This window comes from Streptomyces sp. NRRL B-24484, assembly GCF_000717715.1.
Lineage (GTDB): Bacteria > Actinomycetota > Actinomycetes > Streptomycetales > Streptomycetaceae > Kitasatospora.
This window is the reverse complement of sequence record NZ_JOAI01000025.1, coordinates 39,624-56,321: the sequence shown is the minus strand read 5'-3', so window position 1 is coordinate 56,321 and position 16,698 is coordinate 39,624. Positions and strand designations below refer to the sequence as shown.

Annotated in this window: 14 protein-coding genes; 9 read left to right on the top strand and 5 right to left on the bottom strand. The window is 75.3% G+C overall.

The features are described 5' to 3' along the window. Positions 1–5: 5 nt before the first annotated feature. From IE98_RS0122800 to IE98_RS44910, 5 genes are all read right to left on the bottom strand, one after another. Positions 6–1,199, bottom strand: a complete 1,194-nt coding sequence (locus IE98_RS0122800; protein WP_043174841.1) for an ABC transporter ATP-binding protein — start codon at positions 1,197–1,199, stop codon at positions 6–8. Beyond that, positions 1,189–2,085 carry an ABC transporter permease gene (locus tag IE98_RS0122795; RefSeq protein WP_030271748.1) on the bottom strand — a complete coding sequence of 299 codons (897 nt, stop codon included), beginning with the start codon at positions 2,083–2,085 and terminating at the stop codon, positions 1,189–1,191. The genes IE98_RS0122800 and IE98_RS0122795 overlap by 11 nt, the downstream gene beginning before the upstream one ends. 175 nt (positions 2,086–2,260) lie before the next feature. Then, positions 2,261–2,932 (bottom strand): thiol:disulfide interchange protein DsbA/DsbL, encoded by a 672-nt coding sequence (locus tag IE98_RS44915; RefSeq protein WP_052390838.1) that lies wholly within the window; start codon positions 2,930–2,932, stop codon positions 2,261–2,263. A 118-nt stretch (positions 2,933–3,050) separates the two neighbouring features. Beyond that, on the bottom strand, positions 3,051–3,959 hold the full coding sequence (locus IE98_RS0122785; protein ID WP_078661214.1) for a slipin family protein: 909 nt from the start codon (positions 3,957–3,959) through the stop codon (positions 3,051–3,053). A gap of 148 nt (positions 3,960–4,107) precedes the next feature. Continuing rightward, positions 4,108–5,250 (bottom strand): glycosyltransferase family 4 protein, encoded by a 1,143-nt coding sequence (locus IE98_RS44910; RefSeq protein WP_052390837.1) that lies wholly within the window; start codon positions 5,248–5,250, stop codon positions 4,108–4,110. 353 nt (positions 5,251–5,603) lie between these two features. On the opposite strand from IE98_RS44910, the gene IE98_RS0122775 reads away from it, so the two are divergent. From IE98_RS0122775 to IE98_RS0122735, 9 genes are all read left to right on the top strand, one after another. Beyond that, complete coding sequence (locus IE98_RS0122775; RefSeq protein ID WP_030271742.1) at positions 5,604–6,755, top strand: glycosyltransferase family 4 protein; 1,152 nt, start codon at positions 5,604–5,606, stop codon at positions 6,753–6,755. 471 nt (positions 6,756–7,226) lie between these two features. Further along, positions 7,227–9,041, top strand: coding sequence for an AAA family ATPase (locus tag IE98_RS44905; RefSeq protein WP_052390836.1), 1,815 nt, complete (start codon positions 7,227–7,229; stop codon positions 9,039–9,041). Beyond that, entirely contained in the window at positions 9,038–10,132 is a 1,095-nt protein-coding gene (locus IE98_RS0122765) for a glycosyltransferase (RefSeq protein WP_030271738.1), read from the top strand. The genes IE98_RS44905 and IE98_RS0122765 overlap by 4 nt, the downstream gene beginning before the upstream one ends. Positions 10,133–10,193: 61 nt before the next feature. Continuing rightward, entirely contained in the window at positions 10,194–11,237 is a 1,044-nt protein-coding gene (locus IE98_RS0122760) for a GNAT family N-acetyltransferase (protein WP_030271736.1), read from the top strand. Beyond that, positions 11,237–12,802 (top strand): hypothetical protein, encoded by a 1,566-nt coding sequence (locus tag IE98_RS0122755; RefSeq protein ID WP_052390835.1) that lies wholly within the window; start codon positions 11,237–11,239, stop codon positions 12,800–12,802. Before IE98_RS0122760 ends, IE98_RS0122755 begins: the two co-directional genes overlap by 1 nt. Beyond that, a complete protein-coding gene (locus IE98_RS0122750; protein WP_030271732.1) occupies positions 12,799–13,998 on the top strand; it encodes a DegT/DnrJ/EryC1/StrS family aminotransferase in 1,200 nt (399 codons plus the stop codon). Before IE98_RS0122755 ends, IE98_RS0122750 begins: the two co-directional genes overlap by 4 nt. Before the next feature lie 196 nt (positions 13,999–14,194). After that, a complete protein-coding gene (mscL, locus tag IE98_RS0122745) occupies positions 14,195–14,638 on the top strand; it encodes a large conductance mechanosensitive channel protein MscL (RefSeq protein ID WP_030271730.1) in 444 nt (147 codons plus the stop codon). A 293-nt stretch (positions 14,639–14,931) separates the two neighbouring features. Next, positions 14,932–15,573: a DUF6643 family protein gene (locus IE98_RS48175; protein ID WP_052390834.1), complete on the top strand. Its 642-nt coding sequence runs from the start codon at positions 14,932–14,934 to the stop codon at positions 15,571–15,573. Positions 15,574–15,736: 163 nt separating this feature from the next. After that, a complete protein-coding gene (locus tag IE98_RS0122735; RefSeq protein WP_030271726.1) occupies positions 15,737–16,630 on the top strand; it encodes an MOSC domain-containing protein in 894 nt (297 codons plus the stop codon). Positions 16,631–16,698: the final 68 nt, after the last annotated feature.

Genomic DNA, 16,698 nt, shown 5'->3' with positions numbered 1-16,698 from the left:
CGCGGTCACTCCTCCCAGTGGTGCGGGACGAAGACCGGCGCGGCCAGCACCACGGCCCGCGGCGGGGTGTCCAGCAGGGGACCGAACACGTCGAACTGCCCGACGGAGTGCCAGCTCATCAGCGTGCCGCCGTCGGTCCTGCCGATGGAGTAGACGCCGGCCCAGAGGGTGTAGCGGCCGCGGGGCAGCGGCAGCCGGGGGATCACGCAGGCGACGTGGTGGTCGCCGCCGCCGAGCCGGATCTCGTGGCTGATCTGGAAGATCGGGCTGGAGGTGCCCTCGCTGACGCCGAGGTGCAGGGTGGCGTCGCCGCGGTAGTCGCCGCCGAGGGTGAGTTCCACCGTCATCGGCTCGTCGGTGGTGAGGTTCTCCCCGTCCTCGCCGACGAGTTCGTGCTTGAGCAGCTGGAGCGGTTCGCCGGTGCGGGCGGAGGCCTCGGACTGGGCCTCGATCGAGTCGCGGTAGCCGGCCAGGGCGTCCTTGATGCCGGCGTCGACCCGGACGGTGCCCTGCTCCAGCCAGACGCCGCGGCGGCAGATCGACTGGACGGCCGGCAGGTCGTGGGAGACGAAGACGATGGTGGTGCCCTGCTCGGCGACCTCGCGCATCCGGTCCAGGCAGCGTTGCTGGAAGACGGCGTCGCCGACGGCGAGCACCTCGTCGACGAGCAGGACGTGCGGCTCCAGGTAGGCGGCGACGGCGAAGCCGAGGCGCATCTGCATGCCGGAGGAGTAGAACTTGACCTGCCGGTCGATGGCGCCGCCGAGCCGCGCGAACCCGACGATGTCGTCGAAGCGGGCGGCGACCTCGCGGCGCTTGAGGCCGAGCAGCGCGCCGAACAGGTAGACGTTCTCCCGGCCGGTGAGGTCGGGGTGGATGCCGGCCCGGATCTCGATCAGGGCGCCGATCCGGCCGCGGACGTCGATGATCCCGCCGTACGGGTACATGACCCGGGTCAGCATCTTGAGCAGGGTCGACTTGCCGGAGCCGTTGGAGCCGATCAGGCCGACGGACTCGCCGGGTTCGATGTGCAGGTTGATGTCGCGCAGCGCCCAGCGCCAGTCCTCGCCGCGGCCGCCGCGAAGCCGGCGGGCCATCGACTCGACCTTGTCGCGCAGCAGCATCCGCTGCTGGTCGGCCCTGAAGCGCTTCCAGACGTGCTCGGTGCGGATCGTGCCCGGCTCGTACTCACGCGACATCGGCGATCCCCGTTTCCAGCTTCTTGAAGAACAGGTAGCCGCCGACCAGGAAGACCACCGAGGAGACCGCGGCGATCGCGGTGAGGCCGGTGTCGGGGGCCTGCCCGTACAGCAGGGCGCGGCGGTAGCCCTCGATGACGGCGCCGAGCGGGTTGATGCCGCAGTAGACCTCCTGCAGCCGGACGGGGATCCGGGCCAGCGGGTAGGCGACCGGGGTCGCGAAGACGCCCATCTGCGTGATGATCGGCAGCAGGTGGCGGACGTCGCGCAGGTAGACGACGGCCACGGAGAGGATCAGGGCGACGCCGTAGGTGAAGGCGAACTGGATCGCGAGCAGCGGCAGCACCCACAGCGCGGTCGCGGCGGGGGCCGTCCAGGTGGCCAGGAAGAGCACGGCGAGCACGCCGACGCCGATCAGCATGTCGACGGCGGCGACCAGCATGGTGGCCAGCGGGAAGACCTCGCGCGGGCAGTACACCTTGTTGAGCAGGCTGAGGTTGTTGGCGAGGCTCAGCGCGCCCTGGTTCATGGTGTTGCTGAAGAACTGCCAGACGATCAGGCCGACGTAGGCGAAGAGCGGGTAGGACACCCCGCCGGTGTCGATCCTGACGGCGCGGTGGAAGACCAGGGTGAAGATGGCGCACAGCGCGAGCGGGGTGAGCACCGCCCAGGCGAAGCCGAGGACGGCCTGCTTGTAGCGGGCGCGCAGGTCGCGCTCGGCGAGGGCGCGGACGAGTTCGCGGGCCGCCCAGAGTTCGCGGGCGGTCTGCGCCGGGCGCAGCCGCCGCTTGAAGAGCAGCTCCGGCGGCGGTCCTTCGGGTACGGCGGGCCGGGCCGCCGTCTCCGTGTCGCGCCCGTCGACGACCTGCGCGCTCTGTCCCCCCACGGGCCCCCGCCCTCTCGCATGTGGCTGCCGGTGGGCCGCAGCTCAGGCGGTGCGACCCGGGCGACCCACTCTGGCACAAGGTGTGCGCGCCAGGGGCTGGTTCGGTGAAGGTGGATCGGGTAGGGGGCGGGCCGGATCCCGGGCCGCCGCCGGGCGGCTGCGCGGCCCGTCCGGGTCAGTGGTGTTCGACGAGGGTGTCCATGGCGTCCGGCATCCGTTCGACGCCGCCGGCGCCGGTGGGAGAGGTCCGGCCGGAGCCGACCAGGACGGTGGGGATCTCGGTGATGCGGTTGCGGGCCATCCGCCCGGGGGCGTCGGCGACCAGCCGGTCGACCTCCGGGGAGCGCCAGGCGGCGCGGAAGGCCGCGGGGTCCAGGCCCTGGGCGAGCGCCCAGGCGGCGGCGCCGGACTCGGTGGTGAGGTCCTCGTGGCGTTCGCGGACGGCCCGGAAGACCTCGGCCTGCAGGCGGTCGACCGCGCCGAGTCGCTCCAGGGTGTAGTAGAGCCGGGCGTGGCCGAGCTGGCGCTGCTCGTCGGGGCCGCCCTGCCAGACCGCGGGCACCCGGCGCAGCACGACGTCGTCGCGGTGCCGGGCCGCCCAGCGCTCCAGCGGCTGCTCGAACTGGGCGCAGTGCTTGCAGCCGTACCAGAAGAACTCGACGGCCTCCTGCCGCTCGGCGGCCGAACGCTGCGGGTGTCCGGGGTGCGGTGCGTGGGCGGGGAGCAGTGCGTGGGCGCCCTCGCGCGGGGTGTCCGGCGCGGCGGCCGCGGCGGTGGCGCCGGGGGCCATCGCGGCGGTGGCGGCGGTCGCGGCGAGCAGGGCGGTGGCGGTGCGCAGCAGCTTCACGGCGCCAGCCTGGCAGTGACGGTGCGTCAGTCTCCAGCCGAGGAGGGGCCGGTGGGGACGGATTCGCCCGATCGGCCGAGCAGTCGGCCGATCGGGCAGTCCGGGCACACCGTCGGGGTCAGGCCTCGGGGGTGTGCTCGGACTTCGTCAGGGCGGTGTGGTCCGGTGCCTGGGCGGGCCGGGGCAGCGCGGGGGTTCCGGCCTGCTCCCCCGCGGGCGCCTCGACGGCGGGCGTCCCGGCGGCGGGCTCCGGCGCGGCGGCGGGGGCGGCCCCGGCTGCGGCCTTGGCGCCGGCGTCGAAGAAGCGCAGCAGCTCGACCGGGAACGGCAGCACCAGGGTGGAGTTCTTCTCGGCGGCGACCTCGACGACGGTCTGCAGCAGGCGCAGCTGCAGGGCGGCCGGGGTGGCGTCCATGACGGTGGCGGCCTCGGCGAGCTTGGCGGCGGCCTGGAACTCGCCGTCGGCGGTGATGATGCGGGCGCGCCGCTCACGGTCGGCCTCGGCCTGGCGGGCCATCGAGCGCTTCATCGAGTCGGGCAGGGCGACGTCCTTGATCTCCACCCGGTCGATGTGCACGCCCCAGCCCACGGCCGGGCTCTCCAGCATGAGTTCGAGGCCGCGGTGCAGGTTCTCCCGGCCGGAGAGCAGGTCGTCGAGGTCGCTCTTGCCGATGATGGAGCGCAGCGAGGTCTGGGCGACCTGGGACATCGCGAACGTGTAGTTCTGCACGTCGACGGTGGCCCGGATCGGCTCCACGACGCGGAAGTAGACCACGGCGTCGACCCGGACGGAGACGTTGTCCCGGGTGATGCCCTCCTGGGCCGGCACCGGCATGGTGATCACCTGGACGTTGACCTTGCGCATCCGGTCGATCAGCGGGATCAGCAGCGTCGGGCCGGGGCCGCGGACCTGGCCGCGGACCTGGCCGAGCCGGAAGACCACGCCGCGCTCGTACTGCTGGACGATCCGGACACCGGTGAGCAGCCAGAGCAGACCGGCTCCGACGATGATCGCGAGCACTGCCATCGCGTACCTTCCCCCGTCGCGGCGCAGCCGTGCCGGGTCCGGGGTGGCCCTGTCGCGCGGTGCGAGCCGCGCAGGCCAGTATGCGCGCACCCGCCGGCCGCGGACAGGCGGGGGGCGGATTCGCCCGTGCGGGCCGCCCGGCGGCCCGTCAGGCGCCCGGGCGCGGGGCCTCCGGACGGTGCGTCGGGTCCGGTCGGACGGTGCGTCGGGGGCTGCGGGCGGTCTCGTCGAGCAGCTGCTGCCAGGCGTCGGCGACCACCGCGAGGTCGAAGCGCTCCCGTGCGTGGCGGCGCGCGGCGGCGCCGAGTGCGCCGTGCGCGTCGGCCAGCAGCTTCTCGACCGCGCCGGCGAGGGCGGCCGGGTCGCCGGGCGGGACGAGACTGCCGGTGACGCCGTCCAGGACGACGTCACGGACCCAGCCGACGTCGGTGGCGACCGCGGGCAGCCCGGCGAGCGCGGCCTCGACCAGGACACCGGGCACGCCCTCGCTGTCGCTGGTGAGCAGCAGGGCGTCGGCGGCCCGGTAGAGCGGGGCGGGATCGGCGAGGGTGCCGAGGAAGTGCGCCCGTCCGGTGGTGTCGCGGGAGGCCGCCGTGCTGCGCAGCGGGCCGTCGCCGGCCACCGCGAGGTGGACGCCGGGCAGCAGGGCGAGGGCGTCCAGGGCGAGGTCGGGGCGCTTCTCGCGGGCGAGCGCGCCGACCCAGGCGAGCAGCGGGCCCTCGGCGGGCAGGCCGAGGGCGGCGCGGGCGGCCCGCCGGTCGGCCTCGTCGGCGGCGGGCGGGTACCGGTCGGCGGCACGGCCGTTGGGGATGGTGCGGACCGTCCGGGCGGGCAGCCGGTAGTGGTCGAGCAGGACCTCGCGGGCGCCGTCGGAGATCGCGGCGACGGCGGCGGCCCGCCGCAGCAGCAGGCCGGTGCGGAGCCGGCGGACCGGGGAGGCCGTCCAGTGCCGGGGGTCGCCGATGTTGACGTAGACGAACGGGGTGCCGCTGCCGACCAGGGCGGCGGCGCAGGCCGGCAGGGTGGAGGAGCCGTGGGCGACGACCACGTCGGCGCGGCGGGCGGCGGCGCGCAGCGCCCGCAGGGTGGCCGGGTGGTAGCGGCCCGGGCCGAGTGGGCGGGCGTCCTCGGCGTCGGCGTCGGGGTGCGGCCGGAGCGAGCGCAGGTCGGAGCGGTGGCCCCGGTCGAGCAGTTCGGCGTGCAGGTCGCGGGCGAGGTTCTGGGCGCCGCGCCGCCGCGGGTCGGTGACCAGGTGCAGGACGGCGGGACGCACGGACTCGGCGGCTGGCATGCCCCGACCCTGGCACAGCGCGCGCACCCTGCGCAGGCGTTCGGGGAGGCGCACTCCAGGGGCAGCGGTCCAGGGGCAGCACTCCGAGGGCGCGGGGAACTGCGCAATCCGGATGGGGCTCGCCGTACGAATCGGGGCCGGCCCCTTCTGTTGTGGTAACCGCCCTCGGATTGCGCAGTTCTCCCCAGCCTTCGGCCGGGAGGTGCCCCCCACGCGCCCCTCGGTGGGCGCGCCGCACGGCGTCCTGGTGGATTTCCTGGCGGAGGCGGGTCCGGGCTGGGATGCTGAGCGCCTGTCAGGGCGTAGGACGGACGGGAGACCGGCCGCGCCGGTGTTCCCGGGGGGTCGCTGCTGTGCATGTGCTCTACGTGATCGACAGCCTGCACCGGATCGGCGGTGCCGAGCAGGGGTTGGCCTCGATGGCCCCGCACCTGGTGCGCTCGGGCGTCCGCCTGGACGTCGCGTACCTGAAGGACTCGCCGGGGGGCTTCCAGCCGGAGCTGGTCGCGGCGGGCGCCCGGGTGTTCGGCGTGCACGGCTCGGGGCGGGCCGGGCGGGCTGCGGCGCTGCGCCGGCTGGTCCGCGAGCACCGGCCGGACCTGGTGCACACCACGCTGTACGAGGCGGACGTGCTGGGCCGGGCGGCGGCGCTCGCCGCGGGCACGCCCGTGGTGTCGAGCCTGGTCAACTCCTCGTACGGGCCGGAGCACCTGCACGCGCGCGGGCTGTCGCCGTGGAAGGTGCGGGCGGCGCAGGCGGTGGACGCGGCGACCGCGCAGGGCACCCGGCGCTTCCACGCGCTGACCCGGCACGTCGCCTCGTCGATGGCGCGGCGGCTGCGGGTCTCGCCGGACCGGATCGACGTGGTGCCGCGCGGCCGCGACCCGGAGCTGCTGGGGTCGGTGACGCCGGAGCGGCGGGCGGCGGTGCGGGCCGCGCTGGGGCTGGCGCAGGACACCCCGGTGGTGCTGGCCGCCGCCCGGCAGCAGTACCAGAAGGGGCTGGACGTGCTGGTGGAGGCGTTCGCCGGGGTGCGCCGGCAGGCGCCGGAGGCGGTGCTGCTGCTGGCGGGCAGTCCGGGCACGGAGACCGCCCGGCTGGAGGCCCTGGCGGCCCGGGCCGGGCAGGTGCGGTTCCTGGGCCCGCGCGGCGACGTGTACGACCTGATGGCGGCCTCGGACGCGTTCGCGGTGCCCTCCCGGTGGGAGGGGTTGGGCAGTGCGGCGATGGAGGCGATGGGGGTCGGGGTGCCGCTGGTGTGCGCGGACGTCCCGGCGCTGCGCGAGACCGTCGGCTCGGAGGACTACGCGCTGCTGGTGCCGCCGGAGCGGCCGGCCGAGCTGGCGGCGGCGCTGGTGTCGGCCCTGGACGACCGGGCGGCGGCGCGGCTTCGGGTGAAGGCGGCCCGGGCGCGGTTCCTCACCTCGTTCACGCTGCCGCAGGTCTGCGGGCAGATGGTGGGCTTCTACGAGCGGTCGCTGCGCCGGGTGCCGGCCGGCCGCTGAGGCCCTTTCGGATCGACCACCGAAGTACCGCTCCGCACAACGGAGTTGACATGCCACGGAAAGCGGACAAAGCCGCCGCAACCATGGCAGGGCGCGCGGGAGGGCCGAAATGCGGCCGCCGAGAATCGCCAAAGCGCTTGCGCCGCAGGTCCGCGAAGGCAAGCATCGCAGGGGGTAAGCGGGCTGCCGGGGGGGGGGTACGGCTATCCGCGCGAGGCATCCGGGCCGGGGCGGCCGGGTGGGCAACGCCGTCAGGGGGCCTGATGTCACAACGACTGCCACGATGCGCCGTCCCGCCGGACGGTCCGCGCCGGTCCGCCGCGTTACCGGCCACCTCCACCTGATCGCGTCCGCCCCGGTGCCGGGGCCGCCGCACCCGACCCTGCCGCACCCGGCGGCACCGGGGTCCGCCGAGGCGGGCCGGCCCGGTGACCCGCGTGCCCGCACCACGATCGCGAGGGGAACCAACCGGTGGAACCGGCAAACCACTTCACCGTCCTGCGGCGCTACTGGCGGCTGCTCGCCGGGTGCACCCTCGCCGCCCTGGTCATCGGCTTCCTGCTGACGCCGGCGGGCGACGCCGTGGACGACGGCAAGTGGCAGTGCAAGGTGGCGATCACCCCGGTGGCCGGCGCGGGCGAGTCCGTCCGGGCCGACCAGGTGCTCAGCTACGCGCAGGGCTCGAACGTGACCACCACCGCCGCGAAGAAGCTCCACGTCACGGACGTGGCCGCGCTCGCCGCCCGGCGCACCGTCACCGCGGCCTCCACCCAGATGCTGGTCTTCACCACCACCGGCCCCACCCAGCAGTCCTGCACCGACCTGGCGGCAGCGCTGTCCGACGCCACCATCACCGGCTACGGCCAGGAGTCGAAGAAGAGCGCCGACGAGTCGATCAAGCGGCTCCAGGCGCAGGCCGACACCCAGCAGGAGCAGGTCAACAACCTGCAGCACGCCTTCACCAAGGCCGGCTCCGCCGACCAGCCGAAGCTCCAGCCGCAGCTGACCGCCGCGCTCAACGCGCTCACCAAGACGCTGACCGACATCAGCACCCTGCAGAACTACAGCCAGACCGACGCCGTCCAGCAGTGGGGCAGCATCGACGCCAAGGAGGCCGGCGGCAGCCTGCTCAGCTCGCCCAGCCGCGGCGTGCGGCTCGGCCTGGCGGTCGTCCTCGGCCTCGCGCTCGGCATCGTCGCCGCGGTGATGCTCAGCCGGATGGACACCCGGCTGCGCACCCGCAACACCACCGAGGAGGCGTTCAACCTGCCGGTGATCGGCGAGATCCCGCAGCTCGCCGGGCGGCTGCGCCGGCTGCGCGAGCCGCTGGTGGTGGCCCGGCCCTCCGACCCGGCGGCCGAGGCCTACCGTTCGCTGCGCTCCACCCTGCTGCTCACCGGCCCCGAGTCGCTCTCCGGCCGGCCCGGCAGCGAACCGGCCGCGCCGGGCCGCGCCGGGCCCGCACCGGTGATCCTGGTGATGTCCGGCCGCAGCGGCGACGGCCGCACCACCACCGTCGCCAACCTGGCCGCGGCGCTGGCCGAGACCGGCCGGGCGGTGCTGGTGCTCGACTGCGACTTCCGGCACCCGCAGACCCACCTGCACTTCGGCATCGGCGACGGCCCGGGCATGGCCGAACTCCTCAGCGGGGAGCGGCTGTCCGGGCTGGACGACCTGATCCGGGAGACCGGCACCGAAGGCGTCCGGCTGATCACCGGAGGCAACACGACGGCGTACCCGGCCGCGCTGGTGCTGCGGGCCGGCGAGGTGCTGCGGCGGGCCCGCGAGCACGCCGACGTGGTGCTGATCGACACCTCGCCGCTGCTGCACGCCAACGACGCCTACGACCTCGTCCAGCACGCCGACGCGGTGCTGGTCACGGCGATGGCCGGCAACGTGACGCCGGAGCAGGCCGACCGGGTCTCCGAACTGCTGGCCCGCACCGGCGTGCCGGTCGCCGGCGTGGCGCTGCTCGGCACGGTCGGCCCCTCCGGCCGCCGGCTGAAGCGGGACGGGCTGAGAACCGGTGCGCTGCTGGTGGGCCGCACGTCCGCCGCCGGGCCGCGGTCCGAGGAGGGCCGCCGCTCCCCCGCCGCGGTGCGCGAGGAGTCCGTCGCGCGGACCGAGCCGGCCGACCGCGGCGCGGCACCCGCACCCGCACCGGCGCCCGCGCCCGCGCCGGTCGCCGAGGAGCACCACCGGGCGGCGCCCAGCTGGGCCCGCCGCCCGTCCGCCGACTCGGTGGTGGAGACGACCCTGCAGCTGCGCGAAATCGAGGAGCGGTGAGCGGCCGGCGGCGGGTGCTCTGGCTGGCCAAGGGCCTCGGCCGGGGCGGGGCCGAACAGTTGCTGGTCAACTGCGCCCGGCACGCCGACACCGGGCGGTACGAGATCGAGGTGGCCTACGTGCTGCCGTACAAGGACGCCCTGGTGCCCGCGCTGGAGGCGGCGGGGGTGCCGGTGCACTGCCTGGGCGGGGCGCCGGGTGCGCTCTGGCCGCTGCGGCTGCGCCGGCTGCTCGCCGACCGGCGCTACGACCTGGTGCACTCGCACATGCCGATCCCGGCGGTGGCGGCCCGGCTGGCCGCGTTCGGGCCGCGGGCGCCGCGGCTGGTGCACACCGAGCACAACGTCTGGGAGCGCTACCGGACGGCCACCCGCTGGGCCAACGCACTGACCTACCGGCGCAACGACGCCGTGGTGGCGGTCTCGCACGCGGTGGCGGCGACGATCGCCCGGCGCCGCCCGGACGAGCACTGGGTCACCGTGGTGCACCACGGCCCGGACCTGGCCGGCGCCCCCGAGGGGCCGGCCGCCCGGGCCGCCGCGCGGGCCGGACTCGGCCTGCCGGCCGACGCCCCGGTGATCGGCACGGTCGGCAACCTGACCGCCAAGAAGGACCAGGCCACCCTGCTCGCCGCCTTCGACCTGCTGCGCCGCGAGCACCCCTCGGCGGGGCTGGTGGTGATCGGTGCCGGGCCGCTGGAGGCCGAGCTGCGCGCCCGGGCCGGCGCGGGCGTGGTGTTCGCCGGCTCCCGGCCGGACGTGCCGGCGCTGCTGCCCGCGCTCGACGTGTTCACCCTGAGCTCCCGCCAGGAGGGTCTGCCGGTGGCCCTGATGGAGGCGATGACCAGCGGTCTGCCGTCGGTGGTGACCCGGGTCGGCGGGATGCCGGAGGTGCTGGACGACGGTGCCGAGGGGCTGCTGGTCCCGCCCGGCGACCCGGCCGCGCTGGCCGCCGCGCTCGGCAGCCTCGTCGCCGACGAGGGGCTGCGCGAGCGGCTCGGGAAGGCCGCCCGGGAGCGGTCCCGGACCTTCGACACGGCCGGGGCGCAGCGTGCGATCGAGCAGGTGTACGCCCGGGTACTGGCCCGTTGACCGATGCGGTCACCGACCGGCAGCACCCGCCGAGCGAGACGACATGGAGCCGAAGACCCAGATGACCGAGTCAAGCGCCGGGCTGACGTACCGTCCGCTCGTGGACGAGGACACGCCCGCCGTGCTGGACCTGCTGACCGCCTCGCTGGCGGGCGGGCCGACCGGCACGCGCAGTGCCGAGTTCTTCGAGTGGAAACACCGGCGGAACCCGTTCGGCGCGAGTCCGGGCCTGGTCGCCGAGGGCCCGGGCGGGCGGCTGGCCGGGGTGCGGCTGTTCCTGCGCTGGCAGTGGCAGACGGGCGGACGGGCGGTGCCCGCCGTCCGCCCGGTGGACACCGCGACCCATCCGGAGTTCCAGGGCCGCGGGATCTTCCGCGATCTGACGCTGCGGCTGCTGGAGGAGGTCTCCGGCGACACCGAGCTGGTCTTCAACACCCCGAACGGCAACAGCCTGCCGGGCTACCTGAAGATGGGCTGGCGGGAGCTCGGCCGGGTGCCGATCGCCGTCCGGGTGGCCCGCCCGGCCGCTTTCGCGCGCGGTGCGCGGGCGGCGCTGGCCCGGCGCCCGTCGGATGCGGCCGGGCCGCCGGTGTGCGTGCTGCCGACCGCCGAGGACTGGTTCGCCGGCCCGCGCAAGGGTCTGGACGAGCTGCTGCGCGAGCGGGCCGCGGCGGACGTCACCGACACCCGGCTGGCCGTCCGGCGCACCGCGGACTTCCTGCGCTGGCGGTACGGCGACGCCCCCGGGCTGGACTACCGGGTGCTGACCTGCCACCGCAGCGGCGAGCTGACCGGGGTGGCCTTCGGCCGGCCGCGGCGGCGCGGGCCGCTGGCCGAGTTCACGCTCGCCGACGTGATCGTCCGGCCGGGCGACCGGGGCAGCGCCGCCCGGCTGCTGACGCAGGCCGCGAAGGCGGGCTGCGACCACGTCGCGGGCCACCTCGCGGCGGGCACCGAGGCCGCCGCGGCAGCCCGGCGCAGCGGCTACCTGACGGCCCCGCGGACCGGGATGGTGCTGGCCGCCCGCTCGCCGGCCGGTCCGCTCGCGGCGGGCCGGACCCCGGCCGACTGGCGGTTCAACCTGGGTGACCTGGAGGTCTTCTGATGGCCGCCGCGGCGGCCCGGCCGACGGTGACCGCGGCGGCCGCGCTGGCCCGGCGGGTGCCCTGGCCGTCCGCGGTGGCGGCCGCGCTGGTGGTCGGCTACGTGACGCTGTTCGTGCTGGCCATGGTGCACACCGGGTACGACACCTGGGGGGCGCTGCTGGTCCTGCCCGCGCTGATGGCGATCGGGACGCCGATCCTGGCGCGGGTCGCCGCCGCCAACCCTGAGAAGGACGTCTTCCGGCTGCTGATGCTGGCGATGGCGCTCAAGCTGCTGTGCGCCTTCCCGCGGTACCTGATGGCCTTCGTGCTGTACGGCGGCGCGGCCGACGCGAAGATGTACCACCAGCGGGGCAGCGAGCTGGCGCTGTTCCTGGACACCCACAGCCCGCTCTCCGGGGCGTTCCACTACGACCTGGGGATGAAGGTGGCCGGCACCGGCTTCGTCATCATCGTGACCGGCGTGGTGTACGCGATCACCGGACCGTCGCTGGTCGGTGGCTTCCTGGTGTTCTCCTGGCTGGGCTTCTGGGGCCTGCTGCTGTTCTGGCGGGCGCTGCAGATCGCCTTCCCCGAGGCGGACTCCCGGCGGTACGCGAAGCTGGTGTTCTTCCTGCCGTCGCTGCTGTTCTGGCCGTCCAGCATCGGCAAGGACGCCTGGATGATGTTCTGCCTGGGCCTGACCGCCTACGGCGTGGCGCGGTTGCTGGACCGCCGGTTCGGCGCCTTCCTCTGCATCGCGCTGGGCTCGCTGGGCACCGGCATGGTCCGCCCGCACGTCACCGTGCTGGCCGGCGCGGGCCTGACGGTGGCGTACGTGCTGCGCCGGCGGCCGCAGCAGGTGAGCGCGCTGGGGCCGCTGAAGACGGTGCTCACCGTCGTGGTGCTGGGCGTGATGGTGATGCTGATGCTGCAACAGGTGTCGACGTTCTTCGGGACGAGCGGCACCGGCGGCGACAGCGTCAACCAGGTGCTGTCGGAGACCTCGCGGCGGACCTCGCAGGGCGGGTCGGTGATCAACCAGGCGGCGGAGGACGAGTCGCCGCAGTTCAGCCTGAATCCGGCGGGGCTGCCGGTGGCGGTGGTCAGCGTGCTGTTCCGGCCCTTCCCGTTCGAGGCGTCGAACGTGCAGAACCTGGTGCAGTCGGTGGAGTGCTTCGCGCTGCTGGTGATGTTCATCCGCAGCTGGCCCCGGCTGAGCCAGGTGCCGCGGTGGTTCCTGCGGCGGTCCTACATCGCCTTCACGATCGTCTACACCCTGCTGTTCTGCTGGGCGTTCTCGACCATCAACAACCTGGGCATCCTGTCGCGCGAGCGCGTGCAGGTGCTGCCGCTGGTGCTGGTGCTGCTCGCCGTGCCGCGGCCGGACGCGGACCGCCCGAAGGTCCGGGCGCACTCCCGGCCGCCGCTGTGGCGGGTGCAGCCCGGCCAGTGGGGCGGCCGGCCGGAGCCGCCGCCCGGCGGTGCACCGACCGAGACCGCACCACCCGACGCCGTCGCGGCGGCACCCGGCTCCGCGCGGACACCCGGCAACCGACCGACCCTGGGGGGATCGACCCGACCATGACGACCACCGACCTGGACACTCCCGCCGCCCTCGGCGGCACCCCGGCCTTCCCCGGCGGCCTTCCGCTGACCCGGGTGAAGGTCCCGCACGCCGAGGAGGCGCTGACCCGGATCGCCGCCGTCCTGGAGAGCGGTCAGCTCACCAACGGGCGGACGGTCGCCGAGCTGGAGGAGCGGGCCGCCGAACTGCTGCGGGTGCCGCACGTGGTGGCGGTCTCAAACTGCACGGCCGGCCTGATGCTGGTGCTGCAGGCCGCCGGGGTGGACGGCGGCCGGCCGGTGCTGATGCCCGGCTTCACCTTCTCGGCGACCGCGCACGCCGCGCACTGGGCGGGCGGAACGCCGCTGTTCGCCGAGGCCCGCGAGCAGGACGTCACCCTGGACCCGGAGGACGCGGAGGCCCGGCTCAAGGCCGCCGACCGGCCGGCCGCGCTGATGGCCACCCACGTGTACGGCACGCCCTGCCAGGTGGAGCGGCTGCAGCAGGTCGCGGACGGCGCCGGGGTGCCGCTGGTCTACGACGCCGCGCACGGCTTCGGCAGCGCCCGCGGCGGCGTGCCGATCGGCGGGTTCGGGCTGGCCGAGGTGTTCTCGATGAGCCCGACCAAGGTGGCGGTGGCGGGTGAGGGCGGTCTGGTCGCCACCCGGGACGCCTCGCTCGCGGCGACCCTGCGCACCGCCCGCGACTACGGCAACCCGGGCGACTACGACACGCTCTTCCCCGGGCTGAACGCGCGGATGAGCGAGCTGCACGCGGCGGTCGGCCTGGCCTCGCTCGCCGGCCTGCCGGAGCGGGTGGCGCACCGCGGCGCCCTGGTCGCGGAGTTCGCGGCCGCGGTGGCCGGGCTGCCGGGCCTGCGGCTCGCCCTGCCGGAGCCGGGCGACACCTCGACCTTCAAGGACCTGACGCTGATCGTGGACCCGGCCGCCTTCGGCCTCGACGCGGCGGAGCTCGGCCGGGCGGTGAAGGCCGAGGGGGTGGACACCCGCCGGTACTTCCACCCGCCGGTGCACCGCCAACGGGCCTACGCGCACCTCGGGCAGGCCGGGTCGCTGCCGCTGACGGACCGGCTGGCCGGCTCGGTGCTGACGGTGCCGCTCTGGTCGCACATGGACGCGGCGGCGGTGCGCCGGGTGGCCGGGGCCGTGGTGAAGGTGCAGGGCCACGCCGATCGCCTGCGGGCGGCCGGGATCTGACGGGCCGTCGAAGGCCGTGGGGCGGGCCCGGGCGGGCCCGTGCCACGGCCGGGTACGAGCCGGTACGACGACTGGGCGGAACGGGTGATGGCGGTTGGACCGGGCCGTCCCGGCCTCGGCAGGATGGCCGGCGGGGCCCGCGGGTCCCGGCCGGGCCGGGGCCGGCGCGGTCCGACGCATTTCGAGGAGTCACCCGGTGTTCAAGGGATTCCGCAGCTTCCTGCTGCGCGGCAACGTCGTCGACCTGGCGGTCGGCATCGTCATCGGTGCGGCCTTCACGGCCGTGGTGACGGGCTTCGTGACGGCGTTCCTGACCCCGCTGATCGGCATCGCCAGCGGCGCGGTCGGCGACTACAGCAAGGAGGCCTTCACCGTCGCGGGCACGGTGTTCCCGTACGGGGCGTTCATGAACGCGCTGATCAGCTTCGTACTGATCGCCGCGGTCATCTACTTCGCCGTGGTGGTTCCGGTCGGCCGGCTGCAGGCCCGCTTCGAGCCGCGCAAGGACGTGCCGGTGGCGAAGGCCGACTGCCCGGACTGCCTGAGCACGGTGCCGGTCGCGGCCGTCCGCTGCGCGCACTGCACGACGGAGCTGGCGGGCCGTCCCGGCTTCCCGGCGCAGAGCGTACACGTCGGCTGACGTGCGCTTTCACCGGTCGGTCCGGTCCGTCGCCCGACGGCCTGGGCCCACCGGCGCGCGGTCCGGAGCGCACGCCCTCCGCCTCGGGCGGCGGAGGGTCCGACGGGCCGATGCCGACGGTTCGCCCGGCGTTCGACCGGCGGTCAGGAGGGTCGGATGGCTTGAACTGGTCGAGAGTATGTCTGATTTGCACACTTTCGAGCGCTTCGAGCGAGCGAAGACTGTGTGAACGGTCGAAATCCCACCTCTTCCACTCTCCTCAGCAGGCACGTTGTGGGCTTACGGTATGCCCCATGACCTCGCCCCGCTCCTACGACGGAGTCGGCTACCCCTCTCCGTCCTTTTCCTCCGGCACGCCCATCTACGACAGCCTTGTCGCAGAACGCGGCGTCCCGCAGATCGCGCCCATCAACGTGCCGGCGGCCCTGCCCCCGGCCACCTACGGCTCGAGCTACGGCAGCAGCTACAGCAGTGGCTACGGCACCGGCTTCGACAGCCCGGCCGGCGGCCTGCCCGCGCTCCCGCCCGCCCGCCTTGCCCTGGGCCCCGGCCCCAGCAGCGGCCCCGCCACCACGTACATCCCGGCGCAGACCGCGCCGTCGGTGTACGCGGCGGCCCCGCAGCCGGCCGTCCCCGGGTACGGCGGCCCGCAGCCGTACCTCCCCCCGCAGCGCCCGCAGGCCCCGGCCGCACCCGTCCCCCAGGTCGGGTACCCGTCCGGGCAGAGCTTCGGCGGCCAGAACAGCTTCGCGTCGGCGCCCTCGGGCATGACCGGCCAGCAGTTCGGTGCGCAGGGCTTCGGCCAGGGCACGCAGCAGGGTTTCGCCGATCAGAGCTTCGGCGGCAACCAGCTGCGCCCGGCCGCGCCGGTCGCTCCGGTCCGCCCCGTCCAGCAGCAGTACCCCGGCCCCGCGTACTACCCGCAGGCCGGCTGACCGAAGCCGCACCACCCCGGCGAACGAGGGCGCCGGGCGGAGCAAGGGCACGAGGTCTTCCTCTCCGGGGCCGTCCGGCCCGCCGTACCAGGCGGACCGGGCGGCCTCCGCGCATTCCCGGCCGCGGCACCGGAGCACCTCCGCCGACTGGCAGGATGGGGGCATGCCGCAGCTGACCGCCCTCCACGTCTATCCCGTCAAGTCGACCTACCGGCTGAGCCCGGACACCGCCGGGGTGGAGCCGTGGGGCCTCGCCGGCGACCGCCGCTGGATGCTCGCCAACCCGGCCGGCCGGGCCGTCACCCAGCGCGACGACCCCTCCCTCGGCCAGTACCGGACCCTGCCGCACCCCGACGGCTCACTGACCGTCACCGCCCCCGACGGCGCGAGCGTCCACGTCCCCGCGCCGAGCACCGCCGCGGGCGACCCGGCCGCGCAGGCCGACGTCTTCGGCACCTTCTTCCCCGCGGTCGAGGCCGCGAAGGAGGCCCAGGTCTGGTTCGGCGACCGGCTCGGCGACGTCCGTCTGCTGCACCTGGAGGACCCGGCCGGCAGCCGGCGGATCGACCCGGAGTACGCGCGGCCCGGCGAGACCACCAGCATGGCCGACGGCTTCCCGCTGCTGCTCGCCACCACCGCCTCGCTGGCCTCGCTCAACGAGCACCTCGCCGCCGACCACCCCGCGGGCGACCGCCGCGCCGAGCCGCTGCCGATGGAGCGCTTCCGCCCCAACCTGGTCGTCTCCGGCACCGAGGCGTGGGCCGAGGACGGCTGGCGGCGGATCCGGGTCGGCGAGGTGGTCTTCCGGGTGGCCAAGCCCTGCGGCCGCTGCGTGGTCACCACCACCGACCAGGAGACCGGTGAGCGCCGCGGCCCGGAGCCGCTGCTCTCGCTCGGCCGGCACCGCCGCTTCGGCAAGCAGCTGGTCTTCGGTCAGAACCTCGTCCCGGAGCGCCCCGAGGGCGTCACCGGCAGCCTGCTCGGCACCCTGCGGGTCGGCGACGAGGTCACCGTCCTGGAGGAGGGCCCGCGACCGCAGCCGGACGCCCGGCGCTGACCGGCACCGTGCCGTCGCCCACTCGTTGTAGTGCGCGGACGGCCCCCGTACCGCGGCCGGGGGTGCCC